Origin of the sequence: Methylobacterium sp. Leaf106 (assembly GCF_001422895.1) — a bacterium.
GTDB lineage: Bacteria > Pseudomonadota > Alphaproteobacteria > Rhizobiales > Beijerinckiaceae > Methylobacterium > Methylobacterium bullatum.
In genome coordinates this window covers 83,250-97,219 of sequence record NZ_LMNB01000012.1, presented here as the reverse complement: position 1 = coordinate 97,219, position 13,970 = coordinate 83,250, and the positions used below count along the sequence as shown (strand labels likewise).

Annotated in this window: 16 protein-coding genes; 11 read left to right on the top strand and 5 right to left on the bottom strand. The window is 67.9% G+C overall.

Annotation, left to right across the window (positions count from 1 at the left end; all coding sequences use genetic code 11):
- Positions 1-37: 37 nt before the first annotated feature.
- Positions 38-901, bottom strand: coding sequence for a chorismate mutase (locus ASF34_RS08370; protein WP_056160498.1), 864 nt, complete (start codon positions 899-901; stop codon positions 38-40).
- A 303-nt stretch (positions 902-1,204) separates the two neighbouring features.
- Between ASF34_RS08370 and metX the strand changes: the two genes are divergently transcribed.
- The 4 genes from metX (at position 1,205) to ASF34_RS08350 (ending at position 5,018) form a co-directional block, all read left to right on the top strand.
- Positions 1,205-2,413 carry a homoserine O-acetyltransferase MetX gene (metX, locus tag ASF34_RS08365; RefSeq protein WP_018045913.1) on the top strand — a complete coding sequence of 403 codons (1,209 nt, stop codon included), beginning with the start codon at positions 1,205-1,207 and terminating at the stop codon, positions 2,411-2,413.
- Positions 2,414-2,418: 5 nt separating this feature from the next.
- Positions 2,419-3,102, top strand: coding sequence for a methionine biosynthesis protein MetW (metW, locus tag ASF34_RS08360; protein ID WP_051074443.1), 684 nt, complete (start codon positions 2,419-2,421; stop codon positions 3,100-3,102).
- A 185-nt stretch (positions 3,103-3,287) separates the two neighbouring features.
- A complete protein-coding gene (locus ASF34_RS08355; RefSeq protein WP_244478943.1) occupies positions 3,288-4,514 on the top strand; it encodes an adenylate/guanylate cyclase domain-containing protein in 1,227 nt (408 codons plus the stop codon).
- A gap of 243 nt (positions 4,515-4,757) precedes the next feature.
- Positions 4,758-5,018 carry a hypothetical protein gene (locus ASF34_RS08350; protein ID WP_018045910.1) on the top strand — a complete coding sequence of 87 codons (261 nt, stop codon included), beginning with the start codon at positions 4,758-4,760 and terminating at the stop codon, positions 5,016-5,018.
- 186 nt (positions 5,019-5,204) lie between these two features.
- On the opposite strand, the gene ASF34_RS08345 is transcribed toward ASF34_RS08350, so the two are convergent.
- The gene (locus ASF34_RS08345) at positions 5,205-5,966 is read right to left on the bottom strand and encodes a methyltransferase (RefSeq protein WP_056161139.1); all 762 of its coding nucleotides are present in this window, start codon (positions 5,964-5,966) and stop codon (positions 5,205-5,207) included.
- 189 nt (positions 5,967-6,155) lie between these two features.
- Here ASF34_RS08345 and ASF34_RS08340 point away from each other — a divergent pair, with 189 nt between their 5' ends.
- The 5 genes from ASF34_RS08340 (at position 6,156) to ASF34_RS08320 (ending at position 10,085) form a co-directional block, all read left to right on the top strand.
- Positions 6,156-7,202 (top strand): extensin-like domain-containing protein, encoded by a 1,047-nt coding sequence (locus ASF34_RS08340; RefSeq protein ID WP_056160495.1) that lies wholly within the window; start codon positions 6,156-6,158, stop codon positions 7,200-7,202.
- A 128-nt stretch (positions 7,203-7,330) separates the two neighbouring features.
- On the top strand, positions 7,331-7,798 hold the full coding sequence (locus ASF34_RS08335; RefSeq protein WP_056160493.1) for a hypothetical protein: 468 nt from the start codon (positions 7,331-7,333) through the stop codon (positions 7,796-7,798).
- On the top strand, positions 7,795-8,454 hold the full coding sequence (locus ASF34_RS08330) for a ribonuclease T2 family protein (protein WP_018045905.1): 660 nt from the start codon (positions 7,795-7,797) through the stop codon (positions 8,452-8,454). Before ASF34_RS08335 ends, ASF34_RS08330 begins: the two co-directional genes overlap by 4 nt.
- An 18-nt stretch (positions 8,455-8,472) precedes the next feature.
- Positions 8,473-9,318: a 23S rRNA (adenine(2030)-N(6))-methyltransferase RlmJ gene (locus tag ASF34_RS08325; protein WP_056160491.1), complete on the top strand. Its 846-nt coding sequence runs from the start codon at positions 8,473-8,475 to the stop codon at positions 9,316-9,318.
- 26 nt (positions 9,319-9,344) lie between these two features.
- Positions 9,345-10,085, top strand: coding sequence for a spermidine synthase (locus ASF34_RS08320; protein ID WP_056160490.1), 741 nt, complete (start codon positions 9,345-9,347; stop codon positions 10,083-10,085).
- Here ASF34_RS08320 and ASF34_RS08315 read toward each other — a convergent pair.
- The gene (locus tag ASF34_RS08315) at positions 10,079-10,366 is read right to left on the bottom strand and encodes a hypothetical protein (RefSeq protein ID WP_026176297.1); all 288 of its coding nucleotides are present in this window, start codon (positions 10,364-10,366) and stop codon (positions 10,079-10,081) included. The genes ASF34_RS08320 and ASF34_RS08315 overlap by 7 nt on opposite strands.
- 106 nt (positions 10,367-10,472) lie before the next feature.
- A complete protein-coding gene (locus ASF34_RS08310; RefSeq protein WP_056160487.1) occupies positions 10,473-11,906 on the bottom strand; it encodes an FAD-linked oxidase C-terminal domain-containing protein in 1,434 nt (477 codons plus the stop codon).
- A gap of 303 nt (positions 11,907-12,209) precedes the next feature.
- Here ASF34_RS08310 and ASF34_RS08305 point away from each other — a divergent pair, with 303 nt between their 5' ends.
- Entirely contained in the window at positions 12,210-12,578 is a 369-nt protein-coding gene (locus tag ASF34_RS08305; protein ID WP_018045900.1) for a c-type cytochrome, read from the top strand.
- 164 nt (positions 12,579-12,742) lie between these two features.
- On the opposite strand, the gene ASF34_RS08300 is transcribed toward ASF34_RS08305, so the two are convergent.
- Complete coding sequence (locus ASF34_RS08300) at positions 12,743-13,255, bottom strand: MarR family winged helix-turn-helix transcriptional regulator (RefSeq protein WP_018045899.1); 513 nt, start codon at positions 13,253-13,255, stop codon at positions 12,743-12,745.
- A 290-nt stretch (positions 13,256-13,545) separates the two neighbouring features.
- Here ASF34_RS08300 and ASF34_RS08295 point away from each other — a divergent pair, with 290 nt between their 5' ends.
- A complete protein-coding gene (locus ASF34_RS08295) occupies positions 13,546-13,968 on the top strand; it encodes an organic hydroperoxide resistance protein (RefSeq protein ID WP_056148692.1) in 423 nt (140 codons plus the stop codon).
- Positions 13,969-13,970: the final 2 nt, after the last annotated feature.

Sequence of the window (13,970 nt, the reverse complement as noted above, 5' to 3'; positions counted from 1 at the left end):
AAAACCGATGACCACTTTTGCTGAACCTGCTTCGGCGTCACACCCGGAACCGGGCGGCGTGGCTGCCGATCTCGTCGAGGCTTTCCACCCTCGCGCCGGCCCGTTCCAGGGTCTCCCGCAACTGCCGGCCGCCGACCCCGCCCGGCACGGCGATGAGAAGGCGGTGACCGTCCGTGACGGCCGCGCGCGCCACCACCTCGCCGTAGAGGTCCTGCAGGGCACGGGCGCTCTCGGGCGTCCAGCTCTCGAGCCGGGCCGCATGGAGCACCCAGTCGCGCTGGGCGGCGGCCGGATCGTCGAGGGGGTTGGCCACCACAAAGACCGGCGTGCCGGCGGGATGGGTCGGCCGCTCGATGAAGGGCAGCCGCGCGATCACCTTGGGCCGCCCCTCGCCGACGAGACCCTCCCACCAGGGCGCCTCCGGGCTCGGCGGCGCGGCACCTTCGGGGTCGAGGCGGAAGATGCCGAGATCGCCGCGCGAGGCGGCCACGGCCTCGACCACCGCCGCGCAGGTGGGATGCGGCCGGTAGGGCACCGTGAATCCGAAATGGAATCGCGCCGAGTCGCGCATCGGCGCGTCGCCGCCGGACACGTCCGCATGGACGCTGAACGGGGCCTGGACCCAGGTGAAGGTGGCGATGATGACCCGCCATATCCCCTCCACGGTGTCGAGGGGGAGGAGCCCGCGATGGCGCTCGGCCACGCGCCGCATCATCGAGGCCTCGCGGCCGGGCCGGAAGGCCGAGCCGCTGGCCGAGGTGCGCTTGACCGCGATGAGCCGGTCGATGATCGAGCCGCGCTGGATCAGCAGGGCATGCATCTCCGCGTCGATCCGGTCGATCTCGGCGCGCAGCTCGGCGAGATTGTCGAGGGGCGGTGCGGGTCTCGTGGTGAAGCGCATGCGGGCTGTCGCGTCCGGCGGCGGGTATGGATCGGGTATGGATCTTGCCGACCCCGCATGAGGGAGACGGCCGATCGTGTCTACGTTTCCCGAAGCCCGAGGACCAGAGCACCGGTTGTGACCTTCTCGCGCGCGGCCCCTTTCGTTGACGCCCGTGCATACGCACATTACGCCCACATGTCGTCCGGCTGGGCCGGGCACCGATGGGGATGGACCTTCGCGACGCGTCGATGGGGTGGCGACCGGCCGCCCCCCTCGCATCACCGCGAAAGCGAATCGGCGAACAACGCGCGAAGACGCCTGATGACCATGTCGCTCGACAGTCTCGCAAGGCCCGACGAGGGGAACATCCGCCAGGACGGCATCCCGACGGATGCGCCGCCCTCCCTCGATCCGCGAAGCCCGGTGGCCTCGTTCGCCCTCGACGAACCGCTCGCAATGGATGCCGGCGTCGATCTCGCGCCTTTCCGGATCGCCTACCAGACGGCCGGCACCCTCAACGCCGACCGGTCGAACGCGGTGCTGATCTGCCATGCGCTCACCGGGGACCAGCATTTCGCCCACACCCATCCGGTGACGGGTAAGCGCGGCTGGTGGGAGACCCTGGTGGGACCGGGCAAGCCCATCGATACCGACCGCTATTTTGTCATCTGCTCGAACGTGATCGGGTCCTGCATGGGCTCCACGGGTCCGGCCTCCACCGATCCCGCCACGGGCAAGCCCTACGGCCTCGACTTTCCGCTGGTGACGATCCGCGACATGGTGCGGGGTCAGGCGATGCTCCTCGACCGTCTCGGCATCCGCGACCTGTTCCTCTGCGTCGGCGGATCCATGGGCGGCATGCAGGTGCTGCAATGGGCGGCGCTCTATCCCGACCGGGTTTTCGCCGCGATGCCCATCGCCACCGGCGCCCGGCATTCGGCCCAGAACATCGCCTTCCACGAGGTCGGCCGTCAGGCGATCATGGCCGACCCGGCCTGGGCGGAAGGACGCTACCTCGAAGCCGGCACGCGCCCCGCCAAGGGCCTCGGCGTGGCGCGGATGGGCGCCCACATCACCTATCTCTCCGAGCCGGCCTTGCACCGCAAGTTCGGCCGCCGCTTCCAGGGCGGGTCCGCGCCGACCTTCTCGTTCAACGCCGATTTCCAGATCGAGAGCTACCTGCGCCACCAGGGCCTGAGCTTCGTCGAGCGGTTCGACGCCAACGCCTACCTCTACCTGACCCGCGCCATGGATTATTTCGACCTTGCGGCCGACCATGGCGGCGTGCTCGCCAACGCCTTCCGCAACACCCGGACGCGGTTCTGCGTGATGTCCTTCACCTCCGATTGGCTGTTTCCCACGGCGGATTCCCGCGCCATCGTGCATGCGCTGAACGCGGCCTCGGCCTCGGTCGCCTTCGTCGAGGTCGAGAGCGACAAGGGTCACGACGCCTTCCTCCTCGACGAGCCGGTGATGTTCAACGCCGCCAAGGGCTTCATCGACGCCGCGGCCCGGGCGAGGGGCTTGTGACGTCGGTGAGTCGCGTGGCCCTCGCCCCCTGGAGCACGACCGACACGCTGCCGCGCAGCGACGGCGCCCGCGTCGACCATCTCGTCGTGCTCGGTCTCGTGCCGCCGAGCGCCCGCGTCCTCGATATCGGCTGCGGCGACGGAACCCTGCTCGCGCTGCTGCGCGACCGGCGCGGCGTCGACGGGCGCGGCATCGAGCTCTCCCGCGAGGGCGTCAACGCCTGCCTGGCGCGCGGCCTGCCGGTGATCCAGGGCGACGCCGACACCGATCTCGCCAATTACCCCGACGACGCCTTCGACGTGGTGGTCTTGTCCCAGACCATCCAGGCGACGCGCAACCCGCGCATCGTGCTGGAACACCTGCTGCGCATCGGCCGGCAGGTGGTGATCTCGTTCCCGAATTTCGGCCATTGGCGGGTCCGCTCGGAACTCGCCTTCCGGGGGCGGATGCCGGTGACCGAGTTGATGCCGGAGGAGTGGTACGAGACCCAGAACATCCACCATTGCACCATCCGCGACTTCGTCGGCCTGTGCCGGACCGTGGGGGCCGAGATCGAGAAGGCCACGGCGCTCAACGCGCGCGGCCGGCCGATGCGGATCTCCATGCCGTGGTGGGTCTGGAACCTGTTCGGCGCGCAGGGGGTGTTCCTCCTGCGGCGCGGCGACGGAACGCCGTCCGACGCCAACTGAGGCGATCCGGGCGCATACCCCTCCCGAAAGCCGGTGCCCGGCATGCGGCAATCTCCACCGATGGCCTGCATGGGCTGCATCCGGCATGAGGGGCGGCCGATAGGGCAGGAGGAGACAGCCTATTGAGAACCGGGGATCGAGACCGGGCAAACGGGGAAGAACCGCGTTCGCCGACGATCACGCATTTGCAGCAGGCATCGAGCGGCCGGTCCTTCGCCCTGCAGTTGCTCATCGTCCTGGTCCTGCTCGCCACCGCGCAGACCTATGACGGATCGATCCACGGGCTGGGACACTGGATCGTCCTGTCGGTCTATGCCGGGGCCTCGATCCTCCTGGCGCTGCTCAGCCTGCGAACGGCACCGGGTACCGGCATCCCCGTGGGCCCGAGCCGAGGGTGGCTCGGCTGGGGCTCGACCCTCCTCAATGCCAGCGTCGCGATCTACGTCCTCGTCGAGCACATGTTTCTGGGCGCCGCCGACACGGAGGAGGCAGCCGCCGCGGTGAGCCGGATCCCGGCCTTCCTGATCCTGCTGCAGACCGCGCTCACCATGCGCGTCTGGCACACGTGCCTCTTCGCCGGTCTGGTGACGGCGGGGTGGGGCGGCGCCATCCTGTTCGTCTATCTCTCGCCCGAGAGCCATCATCTGGGACCCCACGTCACCCTCGACGAGGAGGTGCCGGGGCTTCTCACCTTCATGGTCGCCAGCCTCGTGGTCCTCGACGGCGTGCGGCGGCTGACCTGGGCGGTGGCGGCGACGTTCCGGCTGGAGCGGGAGCGCCTGATCCTCACCCGCTTCGTGCCGGCCGCCGTCGCCGAGGATCTGGCGCAGGGCGGCGGTCCGGGCGAGGTCCAGGAGCGTCATGCCTGCCTGTTCGCCCTCGACATCCGCGGCTTCTCCGCGCTGACGCGGACACGGCCTCCCCAGCAGGTGGTGGAGGTCCTCATGGAGATGCGCGCCCTGACGCACCGGGCCGTGACGGAACGCGGCGGCATCGTCGACAAGTATATCGGCGACGGGGTGCTGGCCCAGTTCCTCGTCGGCCCTCCCCAGGCGCAGGCGCGCGCGGCCTTCACCTGTGCCGAGGCGGTCCAGCTGCGGCTGGCGGCCCTCAACCGGCGCCTCGCGGAGAAAGGCCTTCCCTCGTTGCGCGTCACCATCGCGCTGCATGCCGGCGACGTCCTCGTCGGCGTGTTCGACGACGGTCATCGCGCGGAATTCACCGTGCTCGGCCCGGCGATGAACACCCTCGCCCGCATCGAGGCACGGGCCAAGGCCGTGGACCTCCCGATCGCCATCTCGGAGGATTTTCGCGATCTCCTTACCGGCTCGGGCGCGAGCGGTCTCAACTGGATCTCGGCCGGGACGGTGAGCGAGGCTTCCGGGCCCCGGCTCTACGCCGTCGCGCGCTGAATCGTATCCGGTCCGATGCCATCGGCAGGCTCGTCACTGAGTGTCTCTCACAAAACTCCCGCTGCATCGTCGTGCCGTGAGCGAGAACCGATGGTGACCGGGAGTTTTGTGAGGCACTCTTAATCCCGCATGGTTCGTGTGGCGTGGCACGTCATGGAGGAAAGAGACTTCCTATATCAGTTTCATACAGAGCGAAGCGGGCCAAACATCTGGTCCGCACTGTAAAGGAATTTGTAAAACGCTATGATGAACCGTATCGCCGCCGTTGCTACCGCTCTTGTGCTTGGCGCTGCTTCGATCTCTTCTGCAACGGCGTTCGAGCGCCCCTCGCGCTACACCGCTTTCTCGCCCTATGACGTCACCGAGACGGGCTCCCTCAGGGAGGTCAGCCGCCCGCCCGCCTATCTCGGCTGCCCGATGAGCTCGGCCGCCGAGGGCAATGCCAACCAGCAGAATTTCCCGGTCCAGCAATACGGTCAGACCTCGGGCGGAAACCGCTGCTGATCGCTTGAGACGAAAGGGACGGACATGGTTTTGAAGGGCTTTTCCTACGCCATGATCGGTGCCTTCGCGGGCGGCCTGATCTGGACGATCGTCGGCACCGCGAGCGTCTTCCTGGCCTCGTAGGGTCGGAGCGTTCTCCGAGACCGGAACGCAGTGCGGCGGGGCGAGAGCCCCGCCGTTTCCATGTCAGGGATCGCGTCGGATCTCCAGGGTGGCGACCTCGTACGTGATCGCCGCCCCTCCCCTCTCGAACTGCCTGATCACCGTCCGCAACGCGCCGGGCGACAGGGGACGGACGACGCCCGGCGTTCCCGCCCCGATGGTGCGAAGCGAGCGGAGGAAGGCCCGGCCGTCGGCATGTGTCTCGACGACCGGCTCCAGGAACACGTTGCTCGTGCAGCCGGAGAATCGGAGCCGGGCCAGGGCCTCCGCCGTCGGATAGGACGGTGTGGCGGGGCGATGGCCGATAGCGTCATGCGCCGCGTGCCATTCGCGGAACGTGCCCGAGGCCAAGGTCGTCACCGCGAGGAACCCGCCGGGAGCCAGCAGGCCGGCGAGGCGGCCGAGCGCGCTCTCCAGATCCTCGAACCATTGCGCCGCCAGGCTCGAACAGATCAGGTCGAAGCCCGGCGCCAGGCAGGGCCGCTCGCCGTCCATGACGAGAAACGCCAAATCCGGCCGATGCTGCATGCGCTCGCGCGCCCGGCGGATCATGGCGGGGGACAGATCCGATGCCACCATCAGGCCGGGCGTCACATGAGCGAGGACGGCCCGCGTGAGGAAGGCGGTGCCGCAGCCGATCTCGAGAATGTGTGGCGACGGGGGAAGGGGCAGGGCGGCGATGCGCTGCGCCAGCCGCCCGGCGACCTCCGCCTGGATGATTCCGGCGGCATCGTAATCGTCCGCCCCGTCGAAGGCCCGGGCCACAGCCTGTTTCCAGGGACGCATCGGTGCCGTCGGCGGGATCATCGGTGAGGCTGCGATAGACCGGGCGCGGGGCGCGCTCAAGCGTCCCGGCGCGACTTGCGCTTCCGGCCGCGCAAGCGGGAAGCCTCGGCCGTCCACACTCATACACAGGTGAGCGATCACTCGGCATCGTTGACGAACGCTTTACGAAAAGCTGCCCATTGTTCCGACATGTGGCGTAGCGTACTCGCGTTTTCCGTTCTCGGACTTATCGGCGCAGGTCTCACCGGCTGTGGACGCAGCCCGTTCGAGAGCCGCGAGGCCTGGCGCGACCAGACCGAACAGGCCTGCAACGCCAAGCGGCTTGTGGAGACCACCGAGTTCGTGACACCGGTGAAGGAGATCGCCGGTCCGGGCGTCTGCGGCATGCTGCAGCCCTATCGGATCACCCGTCTCGGCAAGGGCTCGGTCGCCCTGAAACAGCGGATGACGCTGGCCTGCCCGGCCCTGGCCGAGGCCGAGGCATGGCTGGCGGATACGATCCAGCCCGCCGCCAACCTGTATTTCGGCCAGCCCGTGGCCGAGATCAACGCCGGCTCCTATGCCTGCCGCGGCCGCAACAACCAGGCCGGCGCCAAGCTCTCGGAGCATTCGTTCGGCAATGCCGTCGACATCATGTCGTTCAAGCTCGCCGACGGCTACGTCATCACCGTGAAGGGCGGCTGGCGCGGCACCGAGGCCGAGCAGGGTTTTCTGCGCGAGGTGTTCATCGGCGCCTGCGCACGCTTCTCCACCGTGCTCGCCCCCGGCTCCAACGTGTTCCACTACGACCATATCCACGTGGATCTCGCCCGCCACGACCCGCGCGGCCTCAAGCGCATCTGCCAGCCGCTGCTGAAGTTCACGCCGCAGCTCGGCGCCGACGGCGTGCCCCGGCCGGTCTCGCGCCCGCGCCCGGTGGAGCGCCAGCCCGCCCCGCCCCAGGCCCCCCTCGATGTCGAGGAGGACGATCCCTACGGCGTGGCACCGATGTCCTCTAACCGGAGCCCGGCCAGGACGAGCCCGCAGGTCGCCCGCGCGCCCTCCCCCGCCCTGTCCGCTGCCGCCCCGTCGAATCGGGCGCCTTCCGCCTATGCCTCCACGCCAGCGGCCCGGCCGGTACCGCGCCCGCAGACCTCGCGTCTGGCCTCCGCGCCGACCTATGCCGAACCGGCGCCGGGCTTCTCGGACGAGCCGCTCTCCCTCGCCGCCCCGGGCCTGTCGGACCCGATCTACTGAGGGCCGGACTGTGTTCCGGTCGCCCCAGGCCGGAATGAAAGCGATGCCGCCCGGCCTCTTGCGCTTGACACCGCCCGGACAGACGCCATCGTCCGCGGATGAACGGACTCCAGCGAAAAGACGCCGGCATGCGCCCGAATTTCCTCGTCACCGCCCTGGCCCTCGGCCTCGTCCTCGCGGGTAGCCTCCAACCCGCCTTCGCCCGCTCGGGCCGCGAGGAGATCACCCCCGCCGAGGAACGTGAGTTTCCCTTCGACGGGCAGATTCCGGGCTGCCAGGATTCCTCGGTGCTGGAACAGATGTCGAGCCAGTTCGCCGAGAAGGAGGCGAAGTTCTGGAACTCGAGCCTCACCATCGTCGGCTATGACCGGATCGAGCGGACGGCCTGGCGCCCCTGGGGCCTCGACACCTATCCCCGCCGCTTCTGCAGCGCGGTGGCGACCACGTCGGACGGGATCAAGCGCAAGGTCGATTATTCCGTCCGCGAGGGCCTCGGCTTCATCGGCGTGACCTGGGGCGTGGAGTTCTGCGTCCACGGCCTCGACCGCAACCTCGCCTATGCCTACGCCACGGCCTGCCGCGAAGCCCGTCCGTGAGACGAGTCGCCGCGCTCGCCGGACTGGCGCTGACGGCTTTCGCCGGAACCGCGCAGGCGCAGGGCTATGGACGCGGCGGCACGCCCGGCGAGTTCGATTTCTATGTGCTGGCCCTGTCCTGGTCGCCGACCTATTGCGAGACGGCCGGACGGCGTGACGCCGACGGCCAGTGCCGGCCGGGTCGCGGCCTCGGCTTCGTCGTCCATGGGTTGTGGCCGCAATATACGCGGGGCTACCCGTCCGACTGCTCCTCCGTGGAACGCTCTCCCACCCGCCAGGCCATGGATGTTGCCGGCGAGGTCTATCCGAGCGAGGGGCTCGCCCGCCACGAGTGGCGCAAGCACGGCACCTGTTCGGGCCTCGATCCGATGTCGTATTTCAAGGCCGCCGCCCAGGCGCGGGAGGCGGTGACCATCCCGGCCGGCTTCGTGAAGCCCGATTCCGACACGCGCATCGCCCCCGTCGACATCGCCCGCCAGTTCGTGGCCGCCAATCGCGGCCTGCGCCCGGACATGATGTCGGTCACCTGCACCCGGGGAGAGTTGCAGGAGGTGCGGATCTGCTTCACCAAGGATCTGCGCGGCTTCGCGCCCTGCCCCGAAGTGGCGCGGCAGAATTGCCGTGCGGGCGAGATCGCCGTCGACGCGAGCCGGTGAGGCCAGGAACCTGCGCCCATGAACTACAGGCACGCCTTCCACGCCGGTAATTTCGCCGACGTGCTCAAGCACCTCGTGCTGACGCGCGTGCTCCATCATCTCCAGGCCAAGCCCACGGGCTTTCGTGCCATCGATACCCATGCGGGCCTCGGTTTCTACGACCTGACCGGTGACGAGGCGGGGCGGACGGGTGAGTGGCACGATGGCTGGGGCCGCCTCGATACGCCCTTCCCCGACGAGGTGGAGGCGCTGTTCACCCCCTATCGCGCGGCCGTCGCCGCCACCCAGGCGCGCCATGGGGCGACTATCTATCCCGGCTCGCCGGCGATCATCCGCGAATTTCTACGGCCCGGCGACCAGGGCGTCTTCGTCGAATTGCACCCGGCCGATGCCGAGATCCTGCGCGAGCGCTACAACCAGGATCCGCGCACCAAGGTGATGCATCTCGACGGGTGGACCGCCCTCCACGCGCTGATCCCGCCCCCCGAGCGGCGGGGCGTCGTGCTGATCGACCCGCCTTACGAAGAACTCGGTGAGGTCGACCGGCTCGGTGCGGCTCTGGCCAAGGCTGTGGCGAAATGGCCGACGGGCATCTATCTCGGCTGGTATCCGATCAAGGACGTCGCACTCATTGACCGCATGGTGGCGGAGCTCGACCGCTCGCTCTCCCGGCCCGCTTTGCGCATCGACCTGATGATCTCGGAGCCCTATCCGAACCGTCTCAACGGCAACGGCCTCATCGTCATCAACCCGCCCTGGCGTCTTGCCGACGAGGCGGCCCTGTTCCTGCCCGCCCTGGCCGAACGGCTGGCGCGGGGCGATTACGGGGCGTTCCGCTGCGATGCGTTCGGCGTCGAGGCTTGAATCCTGTCGTGAAGGTCGTCCCATCGATGAATTCCGCGATTCCCATCGCCAGCGCCGCCATTCCGGGCAGCGTCGAGACGATGCGTCTCGTCCGCTACGACGATGCCTACTCGATCATGGTCGGCACGGCCGAACTGATGAACGACCGGCACCGCGATTCGGAGCGTGCCCTGGCCACGGTCACCTGCGCGCGGCTCGGGGGAAACCCGGCGCCGAGGATCCTCATCGGCGGGCTCGGAATGGGGTTCACCCTGCGTGCCGCCCTCGACGCCCTCGGCCCGAAGGCGGAAGTCGTCGTGGCCGAGTTGATGCCGGCGGTCATCGCCTGGGCGAGCGGACCACTTGCCCATCTCTTCACCGGGAGCCTCGACGATCCGCGCGTGAGCCTGATCGAGGCCGACGTGAACCGCCTCATCCAGTCGGGACAGGCTCAGTACGATGCCATCCTCCTCGACGTCGACAATGGCCCCAAGGGCCTGACGCGCAGGGAAAACGACCGCCTCTACGATGGCTGGGGCCTCAAGCGGGCGCATTATGCCCTGCGACCGGGTGGCATTCTGGCCGTCTGGTCCGGGGGGCCGGACCGCCGGTTCAAGAAGCGGCTTCGGCGCTTCGGCTTCGATGTCGAGGAACACCGCTATCCCGCCCATCCCGGCGGGCGTCGGCACGTGCTCTGGATCGCCGTGAGGACGAACGTACAAACCGAGGCGGCCCGCGGAACGGGTAGCTCCGTCGCCGGCCCGCCCCGGCCGGATCGATCTCAGTAATTGTAAGACCGACGCGGATAGGCCTGGTTCGGTGCGTAGCCGGCTCCACGCTGCTGCACCCGCGAGCCGTACTCGATCTCGCGCTGCTGCTTGGCGCGGCGATTGGCGAGATAGCGACCGCCGATGCAGCCCGCCACCGCGCCCACCACGCCGCGCTCGGCGAGGTAATGCCCGGCGAGGCCGCCGATGATCGCGCCCTTGATGCAGCCTTTGGCTTCGGCCGCTCCCGTGCTCGCCACGGTGAGCAGCGCCAGGGCCGAGAGCGTTGCAACGATGCGCATGATCATCCTCCACGATTGTGCTGGGAGGAAACACCGGCCCGGAGCTTAGCGTTCCGGGCACGGTTCGGCGGGATGGCGAGAAACCGCGTTGCGCGGCGCGCTGGCCTCAGGCGGCGACGCGTCCCTCCAGCGGGAACACCTTGGCGGGGTTCATGAGCCATTTCGGGTCGAACACGTTGCGGACCCGCATCTGCTGGTCGAGATCGACCTGCGCGTACTGGAAGCGCATGAGCTCGCGCTTCTCGATGCCGACACCATGCTCGCCGGTGAGGCAGCCGCCGACCTCGACGCAGAGCTTCAGAATCTCGTCGCCCGCGGCCTCCGCCTTCTGCAATTCGCCCGGCGTGTTGATGTCGAACAGGATGAGGGGATGGAGGTTGCCGTCGCCTGCATGGAACACGTTGGCGACGCGAAGGCCCTTGTCGGCGCAGATCGCGCCGATGCGCTCCAGCACCAGCGGCAATTGCCCGGTGGGGATCGTGCCGTCCATGCAGATGTAATCCGAGATGCGGCCCGTGGCGCCGAAGGCGGATTTGCGCCCCTTCCAGATCGCGGCGCTCTCGGCTTCGGATTTCGAGACGCGGATGCTGGTGGGCCGGTAGTCGCGGGCGATGGCCTCGATCCGGGCCAGCATCGCCTCGCACTCCTCGTCCGAGCCTTCGACCTCGATGATCAGCATCGCTTCGGCGTCGCGCGGATATCCGGCTTGGGCAAAATCCTCGGTGATGAGGATCGCCTCACGGTCCATGTACTCCATGGCCACGGGGATGATGCCGGCGGCGATGATGGCGGCGGTGCAGGCGCCCGCATCCTCCACCGAGGAGAAGCCCACCAGGGCCGGGCGCGCGCCCTCGGCCGCGCGCAGGATACGCACCGTCGCCTCGGTGACGATGCCGAGCTGACCCTCCGAGCCGCAGATCAGGCCGAGGAGGTCGTAGCCGGCGCTGTCGAGATGCGCCCCGCCGATCTCGGCCACGGTGCCATCGTTCATCACCAGGGTGACGCCCAGAAGGTTGTTCGTGGTCACGCCGTATTTCAGGCAATGCGCGCCGCCCGAATTCATCGCGATGTTGCCCGCGATGGTGCAGGCGAGCTGGCTCGACGGGTCGGGCGCGTAGAAGAACCCTTCGTGGCTGACGGCGCCCGAAATGGCGAGGTTGGTCAGGCCCGATTCGACCCGAGCGACGCGGTTCTCGAAATCCACGTCGAGGACGCGGGTCATCTTGGCGACACCGAGGATGATCGCGTCCTCCTGGGCGATCGCCCCGCCGGCGAGGGAAGTGCCGGCGCCGCGCGCCACAACCCGCACGCCGTTGGCGTGGCAATAGGCCATCACGGCGGAGACCTCGGCGGTGGTCGAGGGCAGGACCACGGCCAGCGGCATCTTGCGATAGGCGGTCAGGCCGTCGGTCTCAAAAGCGCGGCGCTCGTCCTCGGTGACGATCAACGCCTCGGCCGCGACGAGCGGCCGCAGGCCGGCGATGATCGTCTCGCGGCGGGCGAGAATGTCGGGGTCGGGCACGGGAAAGGCGATCGACATGGGCGGGCGCTCCTCGACGCATCGACCTGTCTTCAGCCACCGCTCAGCTTGGAAGGACTAAAAACGAGCCGTGAACCGTTCAGGACAATGGAATTGGAAGATATCTAAACGATAACCGGTTTCGATGCATCAGGATCGGATGCGTCGACGTTTCCGGAGGGCGGAAAGGCCGGTTTCGGGCTTCGTTTCGCCGCACGGACCCTAAGGCGAGTTTGGAACGTTCCCAGTCTCGATCTGTTCTAAAACCAAAAGCTCTGCCATAAGCTCGGCTGGCTCATGCCGCCCAACGGAGGAAAAAATACAATGCGTCACCTCATCCTCGGCGCCGCGCTCGCTCTGATGCTTCCGCTCTCCGCACAGGCCCAGGAAGCCGGCGACGCGGCAGCCGGCGAGAAAGTGTTCTCGGCCTGCAAGGCCTGCCACAACTTCGAGAAGAACGGCGTCGGTCCGAGCCTCAAGGGCGTCTACGGCGAGAAGGCCGGTGAGGGCCATGACGGCTACAGCTTCTCGGCTGCCCTGAAGAATTCCGGGATCACCTGGGATGATGCGAACCTGAAGGAATGGCTCAAGGATCCCAAGGCCAAGGTGCCCGGCACCAAGATGGTCTATCCGGGCCTCAAGGACGACAAGAAGATCGCCGACCTCATCGCCTATCTCAAGTCCAAGTCCTGATCTCAAGTCCACGTCCTGAGGGACCGGAGTCGTAGCCGATCACGGCGGTCGCGGCTTCGAGCCTTTGGAAACGGCAGCGTCCCATCGATGGAGGCCGCCCCTGTTCGCTCAGGGGCGGCCTTTTGCGTGATCAAAGCCGCCGGGTGACGGTTCCCTGGAAACGGTTACTTGGAGGTCGGAGATTCCTCGTTGGCGCCGGCTACGTTGTCGTGGAGCGCTCCCCGCAGCATCACCAGAGAGTCGAGGAGCGCTCGGCGTCCGTCTTCCGACATCCCGGTCAGGGCTCCCGCGAGACCGGGGACGCAATCCATCCGTCCCTCGAGCTCGCGCCCCTTTGGCGTCAGGAAGATGCTGACCTGGCGCTCGTCGGCCCGGTCGCGGGCCCGGCGGACATGGCCCGACGCCTCCAGCCGCTTCAGCAGAGGCGTGAGCGTTCCGGAATCCAGGAACAGCTGGGTTCCGATCTCTTTCACCGTCAGCCCTTCCTGTTCCCAGAGGACGAGAAGGACCAGGTATTGCGGATAGGTGAGGTCGTGGGCGGACAGGAGCGCCCGGTAGGCTCGACCGAAGGCGTGGGCCGCCGAATAGACCGCAAAGCACAGCTGACCGTCGACGCCCCGACCCGGGGTCACGACGTCGTCGATGGCATCTGCTTGCGTGATACGTCGGCCTGCCATTCCTGGGGCCTCCCTCATGTTGGTCGCGTCCGGTGTCGGGTCCGGCCCAACCACCTTATCTAATTGATAATGCGGAATGGTCACCAGCGTTCACGGGATTCCCGCATCATGGTTGCGCGCAATCCGGTTTGATGCGATACGGAATATCAGTTGCGCACAATCCGGTTTCGGTCTTCGGCCGGATCTCGTGATGGCGGACGTTTCCCTCCGCTGGACGGGTTTCCCCGTTCTTCTGTGAGACCATCTTTCCTCGACGCGACCCCCTTCGATATCAAGCAGGATGACCGACCATGAAGGCACTCTACACCGCTCACGCCCATGCCACCGGCGGCCGTGAAGGCTCCGCCTCCACCGACGACAAGGCCGTCGACGTCACCCTGGTGACGCCGAAGGAACTGGGCGGCGGTGGCGGCAACGGCACCAATCCCGAGCAGCTCTTCGCCACGGGTTATGCCGCCTGCTTCCTCGGCGCGATCAAGTTCGTGGCCGCCAAGGACAAGGTGAAGATCCCCGAGGACGCCAAGGTCGAGTCCTCCGTCGGCATCGGCCCGCGTGACGACGGCGAGGGCTTCGGTCTCGTCGTCACCCTGAAGGCCACCCTGCCGGGCATCGAGCGGGACAAGGCCGAGGATCTGGTGAAGCGCGCCGATGTGGTGTGCCCCTATTCCCACGCCACCCGCGGCAACATCCAGGTCGATATCAGCGTCGCCTGAAC

What these genes read in the sequence shown, in the direction of transcription:
- ASF34_RS08300 (WP_018045899.1), bottom strand. Translation starts at nt 13,255, where the DNA reads ATGGCAGGCCGACGTATCACGCAAGCAGATGCCATCGACGACGTCGTG.
- ASF34_RS08345 (WP_056161139.1), bottom strand. Translation starts at nt 5,966, where the DNA reads ATGCGTCCCTGGAAACAGGCTGTGGCCCGGGCCTTCGACGGGGCGGAC.
- ASF34_RS08370 (WP_056160498.1), bottom strand. Translation starts at nt 901, where the DNA reads ATGCGCTTCACCACGAGACCCGCACCGCCCCTCGACAATCTCGCCGAG.
- ASF34_RS08340 (WP_056160495.1), top strand. Translation starts at nt 6,156, where the DNA reads ATGTGGCGTAGCGTACTCGCGTTTTCCGTTCTCGGACTTATCGGCGCA.
- ASF34_RS08295 (WP_056148692.1), top strand. Translation starts at nt 13,546, where the DNA reads ATGAAGGCACTCTACACCGCTCACGCCCATGCCACCGGCGGCCGTGAA.
- ASF34_RS08315 (WP_026176297.1), bottom strand. Translation starts at nt 10,366, where the DNA reads ATGCGCATCGTTGCAACGCTCTCGGCCCTGGCGCTGCTCACCGTGGCG.
- metX (WP_018045913.1), top strand. Translation starts at nt 1,205, where the DNA reads ATGACCATGTCGCTCGACAGTCTCGCAAGGCCCGACGAGGGGAACATC.
- ASF34_RS08350 (WP_018045910.1), top strand. Translation starts at nt 4,758, where the DNA reads ATGATGAACCGTATCGCCGCCGTTGCTACCGCTCTTGTGCTTGGCGCT.
- ASF34_RS08305 (WP_018045900.1), top strand. Translation starts at nt 12,210, where the DNA reads ATGCGTCACCTCATCCTCGGCGCCGCGCTCGCTCTGATGCTTCCGCTC.
- ASF34_RS08335 (WP_056160493.1), top strand. Translation starts at nt 7,331, where the DNA reads ATGCGCCCGAATTTCCTCGTCACCGCCCTGGCCCTCGGCCTCGTCCTC.
- ASF34_RS08310 (WP_056160487.1), bottom strand. Translation starts at nt 11,906, where the DNA reads ATGTCGATCGCCTTTCCCGTGCCCGACCCCGACATTCTCGCCCGCCGC.
- ASF34_RS08320 (WP_056160490.1), top strand. Translation starts at nt 9,345, where the DNA reads ATGAATTCCGCGATTCCCATCGCCAGCGCCGCCATTCCGGGCAGCGTC.
- ASF34_RS08325 (WP_056160491.1), top strand. Translation starts at nt 8,473, where the DNA reads ATGAACTACAGGCACGCCTTCCACGCCGGTAATTTCGCCGACGTGCTC.